Source organism: Kribbella sp. NBC_00482 (assembly GCF_036013725.1).
Taxonomy (GTDB): domain Bacteria; phylum Actinomycetota; class Actinomycetes; order Propionibacteriales; family Kribbellaceae; genus Kribbella.
This window is the reverse complement of record NZ_CP107881.1, coordinates 7,457,373-7,475,372: the sequence shown is the minus strand read 5'-3', so window position 1 is coordinate 7,475,372 and position 18,000 is coordinate 7,457,373. Positions and strand designations below refer to the sequence as shown.

At 67.6% G+C, this 18,000-nt stretch carries 19 protein-coding genes and 1 pseudogene; 11 read left to right on the top strand and 9 right to left on the bottom strand.

Features of this window, described 5'->3' with window-relative positions; all coding sequences use genetic code 11:
* The first annotated feature begins 1 nt into the window (after window position 1).
* A complete protein-coding gene (locus tag OHB24_RS36225) occupies window positions 2-901 on the top strand; it encodes an ABC transporter ATP-binding protein (protein WP_327635422.1) in 900 nt (299 codons plus the stop codon).
* Window positions 898-1,689 (top strand): ABC transporter permease, encoded by a 792-nt coding sequence (locus OHB24_RS36220; protein ID WP_327635421.1) that lies wholly within the window; start codon window positions 898-900, stop codon window positions 1,687-1,689. The genes OHB24_RS36225 and OHB24_RS36220 overlap by 4 nt, the downstream gene beginning before the upstream one ends.
* 2 nt (window positions 1,690-1,691) lie before the next feature.
* On the opposite strand, the gene OHB24_RS36215 is transcribed toward OHB24_RS36220, so the two are convergent.
* The 6 genes from OHB24_RS36215 to OHB24_RS36190 all read right to left on the bottom strand — a co-directional run bounded on the left by OHB24_RS36215 (window position 1,692) and on the right by OHB24_RS36190 (window position 6,759).
* Window positions 1,692-2,294, bottom strand: coding sequence for a TetR/AcrR family transcriptional regulator (locus OHB24_RS36215; RefSeq protein ID WP_327635420.1), 603 nt, complete (start codon window positions 2,292-2,294; stop codon window positions 1,692-1,694).
* Between the two features lie 75 nt (window positions 2,295-2,369).
* A complete protein-coding gene (locus tag OHB24_RS36210; protein ID WP_327635419.1) occupies window positions 2,370-3,164 on the bottom strand; it encodes a hypothetical protein in 795 nt (264 codons plus the stop codon).
* Complete coding sequence (locus OHB24_RS36205; RefSeq protein WP_327635418.1) at window positions 3,161-4,006, bottom strand: alpha/beta fold hydrolase; 846 nt, start codon at window positions 4,004-4,006, stop codon at window positions 3,161-3,163. The genes OHB24_RS36210 and OHB24_RS36205 overlap by 4 nt, the downstream gene beginning before the upstream one ends.
* Window positions 4,007-4,048: 42 nt before the next feature.
* The gene (locus OHB24_RS36200; protein ID WP_327635417.1) at window positions 4,049-5,059 is read right to left on the bottom strand and encodes an NADP-dependent oxidoreductase; all 1,011 of its coding nucleotides are present in this window, start codon (window positions 5,057-5,059) and stop codon (window positions 4,049-4,051) included.
* 122 nt (window positions 5,060-5,181) lie between these two features.
* Window positions 5,182-6,174: a calcium-binding protein gene (locus OHB24_RS36195; protein ID WP_327635416.1), complete on the bottom strand. Its 993-nt coding sequence runs from the start codon at window positions 6,172-6,174 to the stop codon at window positions 5,182-5,184.
* Between the two features lie 399 nt (window positions 6,175-6,573).
* Window positions 6,574-6,759, bottom strand: a complete 186-nt coding sequence (locus OHB24_RS36190) for a hypothetical protein (RefSeq protein WP_327635415.1) — start codon at window positions 6,757-6,759, stop codon at window positions 6,574-6,576.
* Window positions 6,760-6,847: 88 nt separating this feature from the next.
* Between OHB24_RS36190 and OHB24_RS36185 the strand changes: the two are divergent.
* The 8 genes and pseudogenes from OHB24_RS36185 to OHB24_RS36150 form a co-directional block, all read left to right on the top strand.
* Window positions 6,848-7,168, top strand: a pseudogene (locus tag OHB24_RS36185) (ArsR/SmtB family transcription factor); the annotation flags it as partial.
* A gap of 55 nt (window positions 7,169-7,223) precedes the next feature.
* Window positions 7,224-7,511 (top strand): hypothetical protein, encoded by a 288-nt coding sequence (locus OHB24_RS36180; protein WP_327635414.1) that lies wholly within the window; start codon window positions 7,224-7,226, stop codon window positions 7,509-7,511.
* Between the two features lie 192 nt (window positions 7,512-7,703).
* Window positions 7,704-8,255: a hypothetical protein gene (locus tag OHB24_RS36175; protein ID WP_327635413.1), complete on the top strand. Its 552-nt coding sequence runs from the start codon at window positions 7,704-7,706 to the stop codon at window positions 8,253-8,255.
* Between the two features lie 3 nt (window positions 8,256-8,258).
* On the top strand, window positions 8,259-8,804 hold the full coding sequence (locus tag OHB24_RS36170; protein WP_327635412.1) for a flavodoxin family protein: 546 nt from the start codon (window positions 8,259-8,261) through the stop codon (window positions 8,802-8,804).
* Between the two features lie 94 nt (window positions 8,805-8,898).
* A complete protein-coding gene (locus OHB24_RS36165) occupies window positions 8,899-9,549 on the top strand; it encodes a response regulator transcription factor (protein ID WP_327635411.1) in 651 nt (216 codons plus the stop codon).
* A 15-nt stretch (window positions 9,550-9,564) separates the two neighbouring features.
* A complete protein-coding gene (locus tag OHB24_RS36160; protein WP_327635410.1) occupies window positions 9,565-10,479 on the top strand; it encodes an SDR family NAD(P)-dependent oxidoreductase in 915 nt (304 codons plus the stop codon).
* A 57-nt stretch (window positions 10,480-10,536) separates the two neighbouring features.
* Window positions 10,537-12,525, top strand: coding sequence for a hypothetical protein (locus tag OHB24_RS36155; protein ID WP_327635409.1), 1,989 nt, complete (start codon window positions 10,537-10,539; stop codon window positions 12,523-12,525).
* A gap of 18 nt (window positions 12,526-12,543) precedes the next feature.
* On the top strand, window positions 12,544-13,326 hold the full coding sequence (locus OHB24_RS36150; protein ID WP_327635408.1) for a heparin lyase I family protein: 783 nt from the start codon (window positions 12,544-12,546) through the stop codon (window positions 13,324-13,326).
* Between the two features lie 27 nt (window positions 13,327-13,353).
* Here the strand turns inward: OHB24_RS36150 and OHB24_RS36145 are convergent, their stop codons facing one another.
* Window positions 13,354-14,511: an ROK family transcriptional regulator gene (locus OHB24_RS36145; protein WP_327635407.1), complete on the bottom strand. Its 1,158-nt coding sequence runs from the start codon at window positions 14,509-14,511 to the stop codon at window positions 13,354-13,356.
* A 128-nt stretch (window positions 14,512-14,639) separates the two neighbouring features.
* Here OHB24_RS36145 and OHB24_RS36140 point away from each other — a divergent pair, with 128 nt between their 5' ends.
* Window positions 14,640-15,725 carry a Gfo/Idh/MocA family protein gene (locus OHB24_RS36140; RefSeq protein ID WP_327635406.1) on the top strand — a complete coding sequence of 362 codons (1,086 nt, stop codon included), beginning with the start codon at window positions 14,640-14,642 and terminating at the stop codon, window positions 15,723-15,725.
* Between the two features lie 47 nt (window positions 15,726-15,772).
* Here OHB24_RS36140 and OHB24_RS36135 read toward each other — a convergent pair whose 3' ends face one another.
* Together OHB24_RS36135 and OHB24_RS36130 are read right to left on the bottom strand one after the other, a co-directional pair.
* On the bottom strand, window positions 15,773-16,387 hold the full coding sequence (locus OHB24_RS36135; RefSeq protein ID WP_327635405.1) for an RNA polymerase sigma factor: 615 nt from the start codon (window positions 16,385-16,387) through the stop codon (window positions 15,773-15,775).
* A gap of 168 nt (window positions 16,388-16,555) precedes the next feature.
* Window positions 16,556-17,998, bottom strand: coding sequence for a cation:proton antiporter (locus OHB24_RS36130; RefSeq protein WP_327635404.1), 1,443 nt, complete (start codon window positions 17,996-17,998; stop codon window positions 16,556-16,558).
* Between the last annotated feature and the right edge of the window lie 2 nt (window positions 17,999-18,000).

The window sequence follows — 18,000 nt, the reverse complement described above, 5'->3', positions numbered from 1 at the left end:
CATGATCACAGTCGAAGAACTCAGCAAGCGGTACGGCACACATCAGTCCGTAGACCGCGTGTCCTTCCAGGCACAGCCTGGATCCGTCACCGGCTTCCTCGGTCCCAACGGGGCCGGCAAGTCGACCACGATGCGCATGATGACCGGGCTGACGCCGCCGTCAGCGGGTCGCAGCACCATCCTCGGCGTTCCGTACGCCGAACTTTCCAACCCTGGCCGGCACGTCGGGGTTCTCCTCGACGCGTCCGCACAGCACACCGGGCGGACCGGACGCGAGATCCTCCGCCTCGGTGCCATCGTCATGGGCCTCCGCCACCAACGGGTCGACGAGATGCTCGAGATCGTCGGACTGTCCGGCGACGAGGGTAACCGCCGGGTCGGCAATTACTCCCTCGGCATGCGGCAGCGCCTCGGCATCGCACACGCCTTGCTCGGCGACCCGCAGGTGCTGATCCTGGACGAGCCCGCGAACGGACTCGACCCGGCCGGCATTCACTGGATGCGCGGGCTGCTCAAGAGCTTCGCCGATCGTGGCGGAACCGTCCTGCTGTCCTCACATCTGCTGCACGAGATCGAGGTCATCGCCGACCACCTGGTCGTCATCGGTCGCGGCGTGATCGTCGCCGACGGCAGCAAGGCCGACCTGCTGAACGCCGCGGGCACCCTCGTCCGCGGCCTGAACCCCGATGCGCTGGGGCGCTGCCTCGACGCCGCGGGTTACGTGTACCAGCTCGAACCCGACGGCTCGTACGTCGTGGATGCCACCCGCGAGCAGATCGCCACGGCCACCGCGCAACACGGCGTGGTCGTCACCGAGTTGCGCGGCGCGGACGGCTCCGGACTCGAAGCAATGTTCCTGCAGCTCACCGCCGCTGACGCACGAGAGAAGGTCACAGCATGAGTACCGCGACCCACACCGAACTGTTGCCGGACCCGCGGGTGACGCCCGTACCCTTCAGCCGCCTGTTGCGGGCCGAGCTGCGCAAGCTCGTCGACACCCGGGCCGGCTTCTGGCTGCTCGCCGCGATCGGTCTGATCACGGTCGCCGTCATCGTCGTGTTCCTGTTCGTCGCCGACCCGGACCAGTTGACCTTCCTGAACCTCATCGGTGCGACTGCGACCCCGCAGAGCATCCTGCTCCCGGTGCTCGGCATCCTCGCAGTCACCGCCGAGTGGAGCCAGCGGACCGGCCTGGTCACCTTCACGCTCGAACCCAGCCGGATCCGCATCGCCGTCGCCAAACTGGTCGCCGTCGTCCTGGTCGGCCTGGTGGCGGTGGTCGTGGCACTCGGCGTCGCAGCGTTGAGCAACCTGGCCGGGATGGCGTTCCTGGACGGCGCCGGCACCTGGAACATTGGTGCTGCCAACGTCCGCGACTTCTTCGCCGTACAACTGATCGGCATCGTTCAGGGCTTCGCTTTCGGCATGCTGCTGATGAACACCGCCGCCGCGATCGTGCTCTACTACGTGATCCCGATCGCGTGGACCGTTCTCTTCTCGATGGTCGGCAGCCTCGAGAAGGTCGCACCCTGGCTCGACGTCAACTCCGCGATGGCTCCCGCCTTCGAGCAGCGCACGTTCCAGTCCGCCGACTGGGCCCACCTCGCAGTCTCGGGCACCATCTGGGTCCTCCTACCCCTCGCCCTCGGCCTCTTCCGCCTCCTCCACCGAGAGGTCAAGTCCGCCTGACATCAGCTCGGTAGCAGAACCTGCACCTGGCTTTTGATCTCTTGTACGACGTCGTCGACCGGGTGGGTGATGTTGATGGTCGCGGCCATGCTGACGAACATGATCGCGGAGACGATGTGGGCGAGCGTTGCGGCGTCGGTGGCGCTGTTGCGCTCGTCTCGCCCTAGTACGTCGGCGATCGCCTTCTCGGTCTGTACGGTCAGGCCGAGGGCGTCGCGGTGGTGGGGCTCCTCGGGGTCGCCGAAGACGATCTCCCTGAGGTAGGTCCGCCCGTTGTCGACCTGTTTGCGGTTGCATTCGACGACCGGGCGGACGATCGCCATCACCGCGTCGAGTACGTCGGGGATGCTCTCGGCCGCCGACGTACCTTCGGCGAGCGCGTCGGCGTACGTCGAGTTCTGCACGAGCAGGAGGAGTTCGCCCTTGGTCTTGGCGTACAGGAACAGCGTGCCCGCACCGATGTCGGCCTTGTCCGCGATCTCCTGGGTGGTGACCTCGTCGACTCCGCGCTCGGCGAAGAGCTCTCGGGCGGCGGCGGTGATGCGGTCGAGCTTCTCCTGCTTGTTCCGCTCGCGCCGTCCGACTCGTTGGGAGGCGAGTGGCATGGCTGCCTTCCTTTTCTGCTGTGTGGGCTCCGGCTGGGTGGCTCGAACGTGCCGGTGTTCATTCTTCCACGGCGGCTACTGCTCGTAGTGCGGAAGGATGGCGCCGTTCTTGACGTAGGTCAGGGCGGCGTCGACGTCGTAGGCATGGATCGCGGAGGCGAGCGGCGCCAGCTGGTTGGACAGTTCCTCGATCACGTTGCCGGTGAAGAACGCATCGCGTGCCGCGGTGTCGGCGAACCCGAGGATGACCGAGGCGTGGAACTGCTGGTCGTGGGGGTTGTCGTGCGCGACGTTCGGGGTGTCCCAGAGCTTCTCGATCCAGGGCAGGAACGTCTGCGTACGAAGTTCCTTGACCACCCCGGCGCCGGCGAGTGCAGGAACCAGCTGCTCCTTGATGAACTTCCGGAACTCGCCGGCACCCACCCCGTCTCTGCGGCGGAGGTAGACCATGGCACGGGCACCGACTGTCTCTTCTGGGCCTGCGACGTCGTACCAGCGGGACGAGTTCGGCGGTCCGGTGTAGAGGAGGGTACGGCGGAACACGTTGATCTCGTCCTGGTAGGCCAGCTGCGTCTGCTTGCGCCCCAGCAGGGGAGAGAGCGCCGAGTGGAAGGTGACTTCCGCGACGCCGTCGATCTTCCGGTCGACGGGGATCGAGGTCTCCACCCGGTCGGTCACCGGCCAACGACCCGGGTTGTCCTCGGCAAGGTGGATCTGCCGGTACTCCTCCAAGCCCGGAGTGGCGGAGATGATCTTCGAGTGCGGGCCCTTCCAGTAGTCCATGCCGGTCTGGCGGGGCTGATCGGTGCGCACCCAGAGTGGAATCGAGGAGGTGAGGTGCTTCTTCACACCCAGCTTCGCGGTAGTCATCGTGAGAGGAAGTCGACGGCGACGGGGGCGAACTTCTGGTGGTACTGGAAGATGCCCCCGTGGCCGGAGTCGGGGTAGATGATCAGATCCGAGCCCTTGATGCGCCGGTGCAGGTCCTCGGACAGGACCGAGGGCACCATGCGGTCGTTGTCGCCGTTGGCGATCAGGGTGGGCTGGGTGATCTTCGACAGGTCGGCGGGGGCAGAACGTCCCCACTTCTTGATCGCCTTCAGCTGCGTCTGGAACGCCTGGACCTTGATCTCCGCGTCGCGGTCGGCGGTGCGCTCCTTGAGCCGGTCGACGAACGCGCGAGCGGCGGGCTTGCCCGTGGCGTTGCGGTTGAAGAACAGGAACTCCTTCGGGTCCGACCGCGTCACGGTCGCTCGGAGGATGTCGAAGTACGTCGTACCGGCGACCTTGTCGATGTCCTTCCCGCCTGCGGGGCCGGTGCCGGTGAGGACGAGCTTGCGGACGAGGTCAGGGTGTTTCACCACGAGGGCTTGGGCGATCATGCCGCCGAGGGAGAAGGAGAAGACGTCGATCTTGTCGAAGCCGAGCGCCGTGATGAAGGCGTAGGCGTCGTCGGCCATCGCCTCGATGCTGTCGGGGACGCGGCCGGTGGAGGCGCCGACACCCCGGTTGTCGAAGGCGATCACGTGGTGGTTCGCGGCGATGGGGTCGATGATCCTGGGGTCCCAGTTGTCGAGGGTCGCGGCGAGGTGGACGAAGAAGACGACGGGGATCCCGCCCTTCGGCCCGAGTTCGCGGTAGGCGTAGGTGACGCCGCCGGCGTCGACAGTGCGGGCGGGTGCGTCCTTGTAGGCGGTGATGACGGTACTCATGGTGGTTCTCCTGGTTCGTAGGGGTTGTCTTCGTAGGGGTGGTCAGGGCCTGCTGATGACGGCTTTGCCGCGGATGCCGCTCCCGCCCTTCGACTGCACAGTGAGCGATTGCACGGCCTGCACGGTCTGGTCGAAGTCGAAAACTCGTCCTACAACGGGACGCAGTACGCCGCTGTCGACGAGGGCAGTGATCTGGCGAAGCTGTTCACCGCTGGCGCGCATGAAGAGGAACTCGTACGTCACCCCGAGGCGTCGGGCCTGGCGGCGGATGCGGCTGCTGAGGGCGGTCATCACCAGCCGGAGCACCGCGTTCGCGCCGAGCTCGCGGCCGAACGCCGCGTCGGGCGGTCCAGCGATCCCGATCGCCTTGCCGCCGGGGCGAAGGACGCGGAGCGACTTCTCGAGGTTCGTCCCGCCGAGGCTGTCCAGCACCAGGTCGTAGTCGTCGAGGAGCTGTTCGAAGTCCTGGTTACGGTAGTCGATGACGACGTCTGCCCCGAGCTCGCGCACGAAGTCGGTGTTGCCGGAGCTGACCGTGGTGGCGACCGTTGCGCCGAGGTACTTGGCGAGCTGGATCGCGATCGTCCCGACTCCGCCGGAGCCGGCGTGGATCAGGACGCGTTGCCCCGGCTGCACGTTGCCCCGCTCGACGAGCGCCTGCCATGCGGTCAAGGCCACCAGCGGTAGCGAGGCTGCTTCCGCGAGGCTGATCGAGACCGGCTTGAGCGCCAGGTCGGCCTCGGCGACCGCGATGCGCTCCGCGAACGTTCCGATGCGGTCCTTGCCGGGCCGGGCGTACACCTCGTCGCCGGGCCTGAATCCCCGCACCTTCGCGCCGACGTCGAGGACCGTTCCGGCGACGTCGTTGCCGAGGATCTGCGGCAGCTTGTACGGGAGGATCTGCTTGAACTCGCCCGCCCGGATCTTCTCGTCGAGCAGGTTGAGCCCGGCGGCCCGGACCTGCACGAGCACGTCGTGCTCTCCGACCACGGGCTCGGGAACATCCGCTTCCCGCAGCGGTCCCTTGTACTGCTCGACGACGAACGCGCGCACGGCGACCTCCTTCTCGTTCCGATGGCTTAGCTCAAATCCAAATTAACTGAGTGATCTCAATAATGAGTCCACTCAGTTAATTTGTCAAGCGAGCCCTCAGGAGAGGAGGTCGACGGTGGTGGTCAGAGGATGGTGAGGCCGATGACGTTCGCTGCGAGGCGGCCGGTGGCGACCCTGTCCCTGCCGGCCAGGGTGTCGACGGTCAGCTGGTCGGTCGGTTCCGCGTCCGAGAGCCGGACTTCCGCGCTCAGGCCCGAGACGCGCACGTTCCCGGGGGAGCCGGAGACCCGGGCGAGGTCGCTGCCCGGGGTTCCGGTGACGGTGATCGCGTCGACTGCTGCGTCGCCGCCGCCCGTGTTCAGTTGCGCGCCGAGGTCGACGTCGACCTTGCGTACGTCGGTACGGCGCAGATCGCCGACGGTGATCGTGTCAGCGCCACCGAGGGCGTTGAGCTTGATCCGCTCGACGTTGTCGGTGTCCATCACGATGTTGCCCACGTCCCGGGTGAACCGCAGGCGCCGACCGTTGGCGGAGGCAACGAACCTCTCAGCGGCGGCAGAACCGTTGAACACCATGGTGTCCTGGCTGCGACCGCCCTCGATCACGTCGCTGCCGTCGCCCGGGTCCCAGGTGAACGTGTCGTTGCCGTTGCCGAGCAGCGCCGTGTCGCTGCCTCGGTTCCCGTCGACGGAGTCGTTGCCGGCGCCGGTGCGGAACAGCTCGTTGCCGCTGCCACCGAAGACGCTGTCGTTGCCGTCGCCGGTGTCGATGATCGTGAACGGCTGCACCTCGGCGCCGTAGTCGATCCGTACGACGTCGTTGCCGCGCCGGCTGCTGACCTGGATCTGGTTGAAGTCGGCCCGCTTCACGGTGCGCTTCGCCGTACCGTTGCCGAAGTCGACCTCGACCATCGACGTGTCCGCGGCCGGCACGCTGAGGGCGATGTTGTCCGCGCGGTTCGTGCCGGTGACGATCAGTTGGCCGGCGTCGACGACGACGCGGCCGGTGGGCGCCGCGGACGCCGTACCGGCCAGGCTGAGGGCGATGCCCGTGGTGACGGTCGCGACTGCTGCCGCGCTGATACCTCGCCGGAGACGTCGTGTTGCACTGGTCATGATGTGGTCCCTCCCTGGTCGTCACGGCTGCCTTGGCCGACGCCGTGCTCGTTGTGTTCGGGGCCTACACGGTCGCCACAGCCAACCGGTTCACGACTCCGTCAACCCAGGTAGTTGCCGAAGGCATCAATGGCCGGGACGCTGAACCGAATCGTCCCGGCGCTCGTGTACCGGACATGCGCGGGTAGCGTCGACACCGCGCGTGCCTACGCAGGTTGGTCGTCTTCGGGGAGGGGGCGGATGTGTACCCGGGAGCCGGCGGCTGCGGCTTGGCGGACCAGTTCGGTGACGCCGGCGGCGTCCGTGATGGTGCGGGTGGGTGTGGTTCGGTCGTGCAGTGTGTGGGTCACTTCGTAGAGATCTGCGGTCTCCAATGTCCCCCCAGACGGTGTCGGTCGTTCAGGCGTGCCTGCCGGTGCCCTCCGACGGAACGGTGATGCCGTTCTCGAGAGCTTGGCGCAGGAGGCTGTCGAGTTCGCCCGAGTAGATGCGCTCGGCGTCGAGGTCTCCGGTTTCCTGGGCAGCGCGGAGTTGTTCCCGGGCGGAGGTGATCCGCCGGTGGAGTTCCGCGGTGAACGTGTCCATGGTTGACCTACCTTATGCACGAGTTGCAGAAGTCTTCAATTCGTGATCGCATGAATGTTGCAAACATAAAGCGAGTGGAGGGCGGAGGATGACGACACCGCTGCACCAGTTGAAGGCGGAGTTCTTCAAGACACTGGGGCATCCGGCGCGTATCCGCGTCCTGGAGCTGTTGAGCGAACGCGAGATGGCGGTCAGCGAACTCCTCCCGGAGGTCCGCCTCGAAGCCTCGAACCTGTCCCAGCAGCTCGCGGTGCTGCGCCGCGCAGGTCTGGTGACGACGCGGCGCGAGGGTTCCCAGGTGTACTACGCGTTGACCAGTCCGCAGGTCGCCGAGCTGCTCGCCGTCGCCAGGGGCATCCTGACGTCGGTGTTGTCGGACCAGGTGGAACTGCTGGACGGCTTGCGCGCCGACCGGTGACCCGTCCCGGACCCTTCTTCAACCTCGCCTACGCAGGGAACGACCTATGAAGCGGCGCCAGCCCCGCCCGATGAAGATCGAGACCGTCCAGAAGTGGGTCGCCTCGGTCATCCTGTTCCACGTCGGCAGCGTTCCGACGGTGTCGCTGGCCGTGTACAGCATCGGCTTCACGGACACCGAGCGCGGTCGCGGCATCGGGCTGTGGCTCATGTCGGGCGTGATCGGCCTGCTGACGGTCGTCGGCATGCGCCTCATCCACCAGCGCACGCCCTTCTCGCCGTGGCTCATCCTGGGCATCCTCCCGACCGCTGTCACCGGCTTCTACATCTTCTGACCTCTTGAGAGCGCCACCTCGGCGCGATGTTCGCCGTGTTCGGTGCCGGCAATCCGGGCCGTTACTCGAGTCGGCGGACGTCCCGGGGAGGGCGGGTCGTTCGGCGCGTGCGAGAGGTGCGAATGGCTCTGCCGGGGGTCGCAGTGGGGACGCACGATCGAGGTGTCAGAAGTCAAGGGAAAGGACGACATCATGACCACCACGCATCGGCGCGATCTGCCGGCTCCTTCGACGGAGCACGTTCGGCACCCGATCATCACTCCAGCGGCCGGGCGTGTGCTCGCCGTACTGCGGATTGTCTTCGGACTCTCCTTCTTGTGGGCGTTCGTCGACAAGGTGTTCGGACTCGGGTACGCGACTCCCTCCGGTAAGGGCTGGATCGATGGTGGGGATCCGACGGCAGGGTTCCTGGGTAAGGGGACGAACGGGCCGTTCGCGGACTTCTATCAGTCGTTGGTGGGTGACTGGTGGGTTACGCCGTTGTTCATGGTCGGTCTGGCCGGGATCGGTCTGGCGCTGACGCTGGGGATCGGGATGCGCATCGCCGCGGTCGGTGGCGCGTTGCTGTACGTGCTGATGTGGACGGCGAATCTGCCGCCGGAGACGAACCCGGTACTGGACGATCACATCCTCGGTGCGGTGACTGTTGTCGTACTGGCGTTGGTTGCTGCGGGCAACGTGTGGGGTCTGGGCAAGTGGTGGAGCGGCCTCGACTTCGTCCGCAAGTACCCGTGGATGAGGTGAGAGATGAGTAACGTGTCCGAGAGTGTTCGTGCGCTGATCGTGTACGAGTCGATGTTCGGCAACACCGAACGGATCGCGCGGGCGGTCCGTGACGGGTTGCGGCAGTACCTTCCGGCGGACACGGTGCCGGTGAACCAGGCACCGGACGTGGTGCCCGATGACGTCCGGCTGCTGGTGGTCGGGGGACCGACTCACGCGTTCTCGATGAGCCGGTTGTCTACCCGGCAGGAGGCTTGGAAGCAGGGTGGTCTGGTGACTCCGGTCGAGGTTGGAATCCGCGATTGGCTGGCCGCGCTGAAGCCCACCAGGGTGGAGACGTTGCGGGTGGCGACCTTCGATACCCGGATCGCCAAGGTACGGCGGTTGCCGGGGTCGGCGGCGCGGTCGGCGGCGAAGCTGTTGCGCCGGATGGGGTACCGAATGCTCACTTCCGAGAGCTTCTTCGTGAACGGTACGACCGGTCCCATCCGCGACGTCGAGCTCGAGCGGGCGGGGCGCTGGGGTGCCGAACTCGGTCGTTCGCTGACCGGAGCCGCGAAGGTCGCGTGAGGCGTGGCGTTGCCGAAGGTCCTGGGTGGGGCGGGACTGTGGTCCCTGGTGGGTACGTGAATGGTGCGGGATGCTGGGCCGGGGAGGGGTTTGGATGGCGATCAAGGTGTTTCTGCTCGATGACCATGAGGTGGTGCGGCTGGGGCTGCATCAGTTGCTCGACGCGGAGCCGGACATCGAGGTGGTCGGTGACGCGGCGACCGCGGCGGAGGCGATCGCCCGGATTCCCGCCGTACGCCCGGATGTCGCCGTTCTCGACGTACGGCTGCCCGACGGCGACGGCATCACCGTGTGCCGCGAGGTCCGCTCGCAGATGGACGAGCCGCCGGCGTGCCTGATGCTGACGTCGTACTCCGACGACGAGGCGCTGTTCACCGCGATCATGGCCGGCGCGGCCGGGTACCTGCTGAAGCAGGTCAACGGTCAGGCCTTGATCGATGCCGTACGTCGTCTTGCGGCCGGAGAGTCGCTGCTCGACCCGAGCATGACCGCCAAGGTGCTGGAACGTCTGCGTCATCCGGTCGCCACCGAGGACCCGCGATACGCGTCGTTGACCGAGCAGGAGCGCCGCATCCTCGCGGAGATCGCCGAGGGCAAGACCAATCGCCAGATCGCGCAGTCGTTGTTCCTGGCTGAGAAGACCGTCAAGAACTACGTGTCCTCGCTGCTGCGCAAACTCAACCTGGAGCGCCGTACCGAAGCCGCTGTCTTCGCCGTCGAACACGCGCGGAAGCAACGCGGCTAGCTAGCATGCTGGCCCATGGGAGTTTGGACCGACGACGACATCCGTGACCAGCACGACCGCACCGTTGTCATCACTGGCGCGAACTCGGGCCTGGGCCTACGTGCGGCGACGGTGCTCGCGGCCAAAGGTGCTCGGGTGATCCTTGCCTGCCGATCCCGGGAGCGCGGTGAGCGTGCCGCTGCGGCGGTCGGCGGCGAGCTCGTTTTGCTGGACCTCTCCGACCTGGACTCGGTGCGAACGGCCGCGGCGGAGATCCGGGACCGTACGGGCGATCGCGTCGACCTGCTGATCGACAACGCGGGCATCCCGGCGGGCCGGCTGCGACGTACCGCCGAGGGGCACGAGTCGATCTTCGCCACCAACTATCTGGGGCACGCCGCCCTGACGTGGCTCCTGATGCCGGCGCTGCGTGCCGGGGACTCGGCTCGCGTCGTGACCGTGTCCAGCATCGCCCACCGCGGCAAGGGTTTCGACGTCGAGGATCCCGGCTTCGAGCACCGTCGGTTCCGGATGGGCCAGGCCTATGCCCAGTCCAAGCTGGCCGGGCTGATGTTCGCGCTGGAACTGCAGGAACGCCTGTCGGCCGAGGGCTCTCCGGTGATCAGCGTGGCCGCGCACCCCGGGTTCACCGGCACGGAACTGGGTGCCGCGGGCGCTCGTAACCAAGGGCTCGGCGCGCTCGCCAGACCGCTCAACGCGCTGACGAAAGCGCTGTCCCAGTCCGTGCCCGAGGGGACGTTGCCGGTGCTGTACGCAGCGACCGCGCCCGACGTGCAAGGCGGTGACTACTACGGGTCGAGGAAGTTCGGCGAGTTCTTCGGAGGGGTCGGTCCGGCCCGGATCGACCCACGGGCCCAGGACCAGTCCCTGCGCGCGAGGCTCTGGGAGCGCACGGCCGAGCTGACCGGCGTCCGCGCGGACCCTGCCTGACACCAGGCTTTTATTTGGCTATTGACAGAATAAAAGAGGCTCTTTAGGTTCGGCCTCATGACCTCAGAACCTTCGCTCGGCCGGCGCCGCGTCCTGCAACTCGGAGCACTGGCCGGACTCGCCTCCACTGTGACCACTGTGACCTCTGTGGCCTCGGCAACCGCCGCCGCGGCGCCCGGCGTCAGGGTCACCGACCTCGGGCCGGGCGTCATGAACTTCTCGCTCGCCGCGGGGATTCCGGTCGGCGACCGGGTCTACGTCGCATCCCGGAACATCGACCCGATGCGGATCGTCGGCTACGACCTCACCACGGACAAGGTCACCAGCGTGACCGCCGGCCCGGGAATCAGCACGCAGTTGCTGGTCGCCGATCCTGAAGGCCGCTACCTGTACGCCGCGGTCGACGAGCGCGGCCAGTCCGCACCGGGGTTCATCCGGCTCGACCTGTCCCAGCCGGACGCTCCGAAAGAGGACCTGGCCTCGATTCCCGGGCTCTCGCCGTACGCGATCGCCATGGCCCCGGACGGCGTGCTGTACTTCGGCGGGCTCGAGAAGGCGCCCACCTTGCGTCGGTACGACGCGGCGACGGGTGACCTGTCGACCATCGCCGGCCCGGACCCGAACGCGCCGATGATCCGCAGCCTGCTCGCCACCGAGGATCGTGTGTACGTCGGCACCGGCGCCTCGCTCGGCGCGACTCCGACCAGTACCAAGGCCGGACTGTTCGTGCTGGATCGTGCCTCTGGCGAGTACACCTCGATCCTGCCGCCGGAGTTCGCCGATGCCGTCGAGGTTCGTGACATCGCGCTGGACGGGAACTCGCTGTACGTCTGCTCGACGACCGCCTCCGGTGCGGCAGTCGCCGTCCTGGACGTCACGCAGCCGGGGGAGTACCGCTTGCTGCAGAGCAACCGGCCGTTCCTGCGGCTTCCCCGCTTTGCCGAGGGCAAGGTCTACTTCAACGGGGGCGGTCTGATCGAGTTGTCCCTGGATACCGGTGCGTTCCGGGAGATCACCGTGGCGGGGTCGCCGTTCGGTGAGATCTGGGGGCTGTGGGTCCGTGGCGGCAAACTGATGGTGGTGTCGGCGTTCGGCCTGGTGTTCGAGGTCGACCCGGCCGACAGCACGGCAAGAATCCACGACCTGGTGGCAGGGGGTGCACCGACCGGCCCTCAGCTGGCGATGTCCGTGGCCGCGGGGGCGAACGGTGTCTACGTTGGCGGCACCAACTCCGTCATGTATCACGACCTCCGCACCGGGGCGCAGACCCGGATCCTTGCCCCGAGCGAGGCCAAGGACGTGCTGATCCGGGATCGTACGGCGTACTTCGCGCAGTACAACGCGATCGGGATCCTGGCCTACAACCCGCGCCTCGACGGCCAATGGCCCCGGCTGAAGGCCCCGTTTCCTGCAGAGCAGAACCGCCCGCACCAGATCGTCTGGGACGACTGCCACGAGCTGGCATTGATCGGGCTCCAGTCGGACACCGAGAGCGGTGGTTCTCTACTGACGTTCGACCCCAGGACGTCCGCGACGACCGCTGCGATCAACCCGATCGACGATGTCCAGATGGTGCGCGCGGTGACCGCACACGACGGCGTCGCCTACCTCGGCGGCCAATCCGTCGGCAACGGCGGCGGGACGGTGGTGGCCTGGGATCCGGTACGGCGCAAGGAGTTGTGGCGACTCACGCCGCAGTCGAAGCCGACCGGTGTGACGGGCCTGGCGGTCCTCGGCGGGCACCTGTACGTGATGTGTCACCGGGGCGACTTCTTCGTGGTCGAGTTGCGGACGCGGCGGATCATTCACTCCGCGAACCATGGGCCCGTGGTGCCCAACTACGGCACGCTGCTGGTCAGCCGGGGCCGGGTCTACGCGACCTCCAGCCGGGCCTTCTTCCGCTTCGATCCGAAGACGTTCGCGCGAACGGACCTGGTCACCTTGAACGCCGAGTGGTACGGCATCCCGCGCTCCGCGGTCGACGAGCGTGGTCAGTTCTACGCGATCCAGGGACGAAACCTCATCCGCATCCAGGTCGACGACTGATCCCTATCGGAGGACCTCATGAACGACGTACTTCCTGCAGGCCGGCGGGTCGGCAGGCGGGCTGTGCTGGCCGGTCTCGCCGGTGCAGCAGCAGTTCCCTGGGCGCGGCCAGCGGCGGCATGCGCGGCCGGCACGGTGGTGTTCCGCGACGGGTTCGAGACCGGAACCTTCGACGCGTGGGACGTCGAGTCGGTGGAGGGGAACGGCACTCAAGCCGTCGTACCCGATCCGGCCGGTTCAGGTGAGCTGGTCGCCCGGTTCACGCTGCCGAACGACGGTGTCTCGTTCCGGTCCGAGCTGGGCAAGGATCAGTTCGAATGGGGGCGGTACGTCTACCAGCTCTCGATCTTTGTGCCGGCCGACTGGGTCGTCTTCGAGCGTGGTTCAATCCTGGCGCAGTGGCATGGCTATCGCTTCGCGGACGGCACCAGCACGTATCCGCCGCTGGCGCTGAACGCCTACCAGAACCTCTGGCGGTTGGACCTCGCGCGGCTCACCGGTCCGAACACCGCGACGAAGCAGTTCTTCACGCTGGGTTCGCTGAGTGGGTCGTACGGGCGCTGGACGAAGTGGGTCTTCGACATCACCTGGTCGACGCCGGACAGCGACGGTCTGGTGGTCATCACGCGCGACGGGACCGAGGTACTGCGGGAGGCCGGCGCGAACAACTATCACCAGCAGTGGTCCCCGCACTTCCAGACCGGCATCTACCGCTCGGAGTGGCGGCCGGGCAACAGTTGGCCGACCGGTGGACCGGATGTGGTTGTCTGCCACCGCGACATCGTCGTCACCGAGTACTGATCCGAATGAGCCGTTTCGGGGAGCGGCTCAGACCGGAGTTCCGTCGGCGGTGAACAGCCGGGCCAAGGACGCGTGGGCGGCGCCGGTGGCCACTGACTCCGGTGAGGCTGCCACGGTCTGCAGGTCGGGCACCGGAGTGTAGTGATGTGCGTACTCCGTCCGGATCGTTGTCGTCAGCAACTGCTCCAGACCCAGGTCCCGCATCTCGCCGGCGGATGCGAGGACGATGGCCGCAGGCCCGACGACCTTGGCGAGATTCGCGATCCCGACGCCGAGCCGTTCGGCCGCGTCGGGTACGACGGACGCTTCCGACGTACCGCTCTCGGCCAGCCGGCGAGCGATGCCCCAGCCGCTGGAGTACGCCTCGACGCAGTCCTCGGCGCCGCAGTGACAGGTCCGCCCCTCGGAAGGGCCGGTGGCCCGGGCGTGCGCGAAGCTGCCGGCCGCACCTTCGGATCCGCGGTGCAGCCGTCCGCCCACGACGATCGAGACTCCGAGGCTGGTGCCGATGTTGAACACCAGCAGATCACGTCCATGCTGCTCGCGTCCGAACAGCAGCATGCCCTGCGCGAGACAGTTGACGTAGCTGTCGACGACAGTGGGTAGGCCGGTCGCGGACTCGATCATCGGTCCCAGCGCGACACCTTCCCAGCCGAGCGCGCCGCTGTGCCGCACGAGGCCTCCGGCGCTGTCGACGACGCCGGAAACGGCGACGCCCACTCCGAGGAGCTCGGCGCCTTCCCGATCGGAGCCGAGGGTGGAGATCGCGCGGGCGACCGCGTCACCGACCCGGCTGGGGGTGGTGTCCGGCAGCTCGACCTGCTGCGTGTCCACGACCGTTCCGCGCAGGTCAACCAGGACAGCGAACAAGTGGTCGCGGGCGACGCGCACGCCGGCCGCGAAGATCCGGCCGTCGCCCAGCTGCAGCTGCCGGGCCGGGCGTCCCCGGGCGCCCTGGACGATGTCGGTCTCGGCGAGATAGCCGGCCTCCACGAGCCTGCCAACGATTCCGGTCACGGTCGCCGGGCTGAGCCCGGTCCGGGCCGCGACAGCCGCGCGGGAGATCACGCCTTCGGTGCGTACGACGTCGAGCACCAGAGCCTCGTTGATCTCGCGGATCAAGGTCTTGCTGCCCGGACGGACGAGCGGTCCGGCCGGTCTGCGCACGGTCGCCGAGCGCTCCACGGGGCGACTCCTGTCTCGAGATCCGCTGATGATCCGGACAGCCTAGCAGCCTTATTTTGGATGCTGACAGAAATAATCGCGGCGCTGTGGATGGACTTCTGGACGACCGGACTGAAAGGCTGACCTGTATGAGCGTTGACGTGATTGTCGTCGGTCTCGGGTTCGGCGCCGACTTCGCGCCGATCTACCAGGCCCACCCAGGCGTCGGTCGGGTCGCGGTTGTCGATGCCGATCCCGCCCGTACGGCGTCTGTCGCGGACCGGCTCGGGATCGCGGAGCGCTTCGCGTCGCTCGAGGACGCGCTGTCCGCTCCGGGATGGGACGCCGTACACCTGCTCACTCCGGTGCGGTTCCACGCCGGGCAGGTCCAGCAGGTGCTGCAGTCCGGGAGGCACTGCGCGTCGGCGGTGCCGATGGCCACGACGCTCGAGGATCTGGATGCGCTGATCGCGGCGCAGGACGATGCCCAGCGCAACTACATGATGATGGAGACCGCGGTCTACTCCCGCGAGTTCTTCCACGCCAAGGAGCTGCTGGAGACCGGGAAGCTCGGTCGGCTCACGTACTTCAAGGGCGACCACCTGCAGAACCTCGACGGGTATCCGGAGTACTGGCGCGGCTACCCGCCGATGCACTACGTGACCCACGCCCTCTCGCCGGCTCTCGCCTTGGCGAACACCCGCGTCGAGTCCGTGCGCTGCCTCGGCTCCAGCCGGCTGACGCCCGATCACATCGGCGTTGCAGGGGATGGGTTCGGGACCGAGGCCGCGCTGTTCAAGCTGGCCGGTGACGACCTGGTCGCCAACGTCACGATGTCGTTCTTCCAGCTGGGCCGCAGCTATCTCGAAGGCTTCTCGGTGTACGGCGACGAGGGTGCGCTGGAGTGGCCGCAGCTCGAGGGCGGCCCGATGAAGGAGTTCAAGCTCGAGCCGCTCCCGGACGGTCGCCGCGGACGCCCCGTGACCGAGGCCGACGTACGGCCCGCAGGAGCCCCGGAATTGTTGCCCGAGGCCCTCAGACCGTTCACCGACGGCGGTCACGGCGGCTCTCACCCGCACCTGGTCCACGAGTTCATCACGAGCATCGTCGACAACCGGCCGCCGCGAGTCGACGCCCGAACCGCGGCAACCTGGACGGCCCCCGGAATCTGCGCCCATCAGTCAGCTCTGCAGGGCGGCGCAGAGATCAAGGTGCCGGACTACGGAGCTCGCTGACTGCCCGGCCAGGGATCTGGAGAGAGCGCCTGGCCGGGCGCCGGTTTTCAGTGGGTGGTCAGCTCGGGGGAGTGGCGGAGCATGCGGAGCGCTCGCATGCGCATCGGGCCGATGCTGCCGACCGGGAGGTTCAGCTTCTCGGCGATCTCCAGGTAGGACGGGCAGCTGTCCGACATCAGCAGCCTGATCAGTTTCTGGTAGCGGGCGGGCAGCCGGGACAGGGCTCGTTCCGTTGAAGGCTCGTACTCGCCGTCGGCCGGGTAGACGTCGACCACGGCGGCGCGTTGGCCGTCGCTGTGCTCGGTGGTCGGATCGGCGTACAGCAGGTACCGCTTCCGGCTGATCGCCACCCGCAGTCCTTCCCGGCGGGCCGTCGCGGCCAGCCAGGCGGGAAGGCATTCCGGGTCACGGATCTGACGGCCGTGTTGCCACAACCGCAGCCAGGTGAGCTGAGCCGCGTCCGCGGCGTCACTGTGGCTCAGGCCGACACCGCGAGCGGTGTGCAGAAGGAGTGAGCCGTAGCGCGCTTCCAGCTCCTTCCAGGCCGACCAGTCGGAGCCGAGTGCGCGGCTGAGAACATCCGCGATCGAGGGACCGGACTCGGTGCGGTCGCGGGTTCCCTCGAGCGGCCGTGCGGTGCTGCGTAGCGAGATCGTCGTCACGCTCCACGTCCTTTCGCTGATTCGCGCAGCTGGCGACAAGACGCGCGGGAGCACAGGAGGATCTAGCCGACGGCCCTGTGCCTCACTCACGTCCCCCGTGGTCGTCGACAGTGCTGCCTTCGCCGCCTATTCGATCACCGAGGCCGTCACGAAGACGTAGTCGATTCGTCACGAAATCGTGCTTGTGGCGTCACCGCTCGCATACGCCTTCTCCGGGGGCCGGTCGGAGGTGTTCCGGTACAGCAGGGACGGGCCGAGCAGACGCAGCAACGGCGCGGCCATCATCGTGGTGACCAGCGCCATCATCACCATCACCGTGAAGGCGCTGTGGTTGATGATGCCGACACCGAGCCCGGCGGACAGTACGACGATCTCGGTGATCCCGCGCGCGTTCATCAGGACTCCCAGGCCGGCCGCGGACCGCGCGGGCAGACCGCCGGCCAAGGCCACCGGTACGGCTCCGGCCAGCTTGCCGATGACCGCTACGACCAGCAGAAGAGCGCCGGCGGCGAGTACCTGCGGTTGCGAGACCGCTGCGCTGACGTCGGTCTGCAGGCCGATGGATGCGAAGAAGACCGGCACCAGCAGAGTGCGGTTGAGCCCGCCGATCTGCTGGGCCACGGCGGTCACCGGCAGGCTGTCCTTCGGCAGCACGAGGCCGGCCAGGAAGCCGCCGAAGATCGCGTGGACGCCGATCTGGTCGGTCGCCGCGGCGAGACCGAGGATCAGAGCGAGGACGAGCAGCACCAGGATGGGCGTGGGCACGGAGGCGGCGTACCGGAGCGACAGACGGAGCAGCAACGGTCGGAGGACCAGCAAGGAAACGGCGCCCAGGAGAACGGTCAGGCCCAGTGCCAGCAGAGCATCACCAGGACCGGTGGACCGAATCATCGCCATCGTGATCGCGAGGGCGCACCAGGCGAGCACGTCCGCGGCGGCGGCGCACAGCATGGCCAGCGATCCGAGCCGGGTGTCCTGCAGCCCGCAGTCCTGAACGATCCGCGCCAGGACGGGGAACGCGGTGATGCTGAGCGCCGTACCGATGAAGACGGCGAACGGCAACCGGTCCACCGTGGGACCGGCCAGCGTCGAGTAGAGCGGTATCGCCGCGAGCAGCCCGAGGGCGAACGGAACCGCCATGATCGCGAGGCTGGTGGCCGCGATCGCACCGCGCTCGCGGCCGATCCGGCCGAAGTCGGACCCGACGGCGAACATGAAGACGGTCAGCCCGGCCTGTGCCAGGAGGCCGAGGTTCGGTCGTACCTCGGCGGGCAGTACGGCGTTGTACAGCCAGGGCGTCAGCGATCCGATCACCGACGGCCCGAGTACCAGCCCGGCGATGATCTCGCCGACGACGGCGGGCTGTCCGACCAACCTTGCAAGCCGGCCGAACAGGGTTGCCAGTGCGCAGACGGCTGCGATCGCCAACAGGAGCCGCCACATCAACTGTGCCGAGGTTGGGCCGGCGGCCGGAGGTACGGACGCCGCGGCCGTGTGTTCAGGCCGCAGCCAACCCGCTGCGAAGCACACGGCGGCCAGGGCGACCGCGCCGGCAACCAGGACGATTGCGACCGCCAATGCCCTACCAGGCTTGGGAATCAACGAGGGCATGG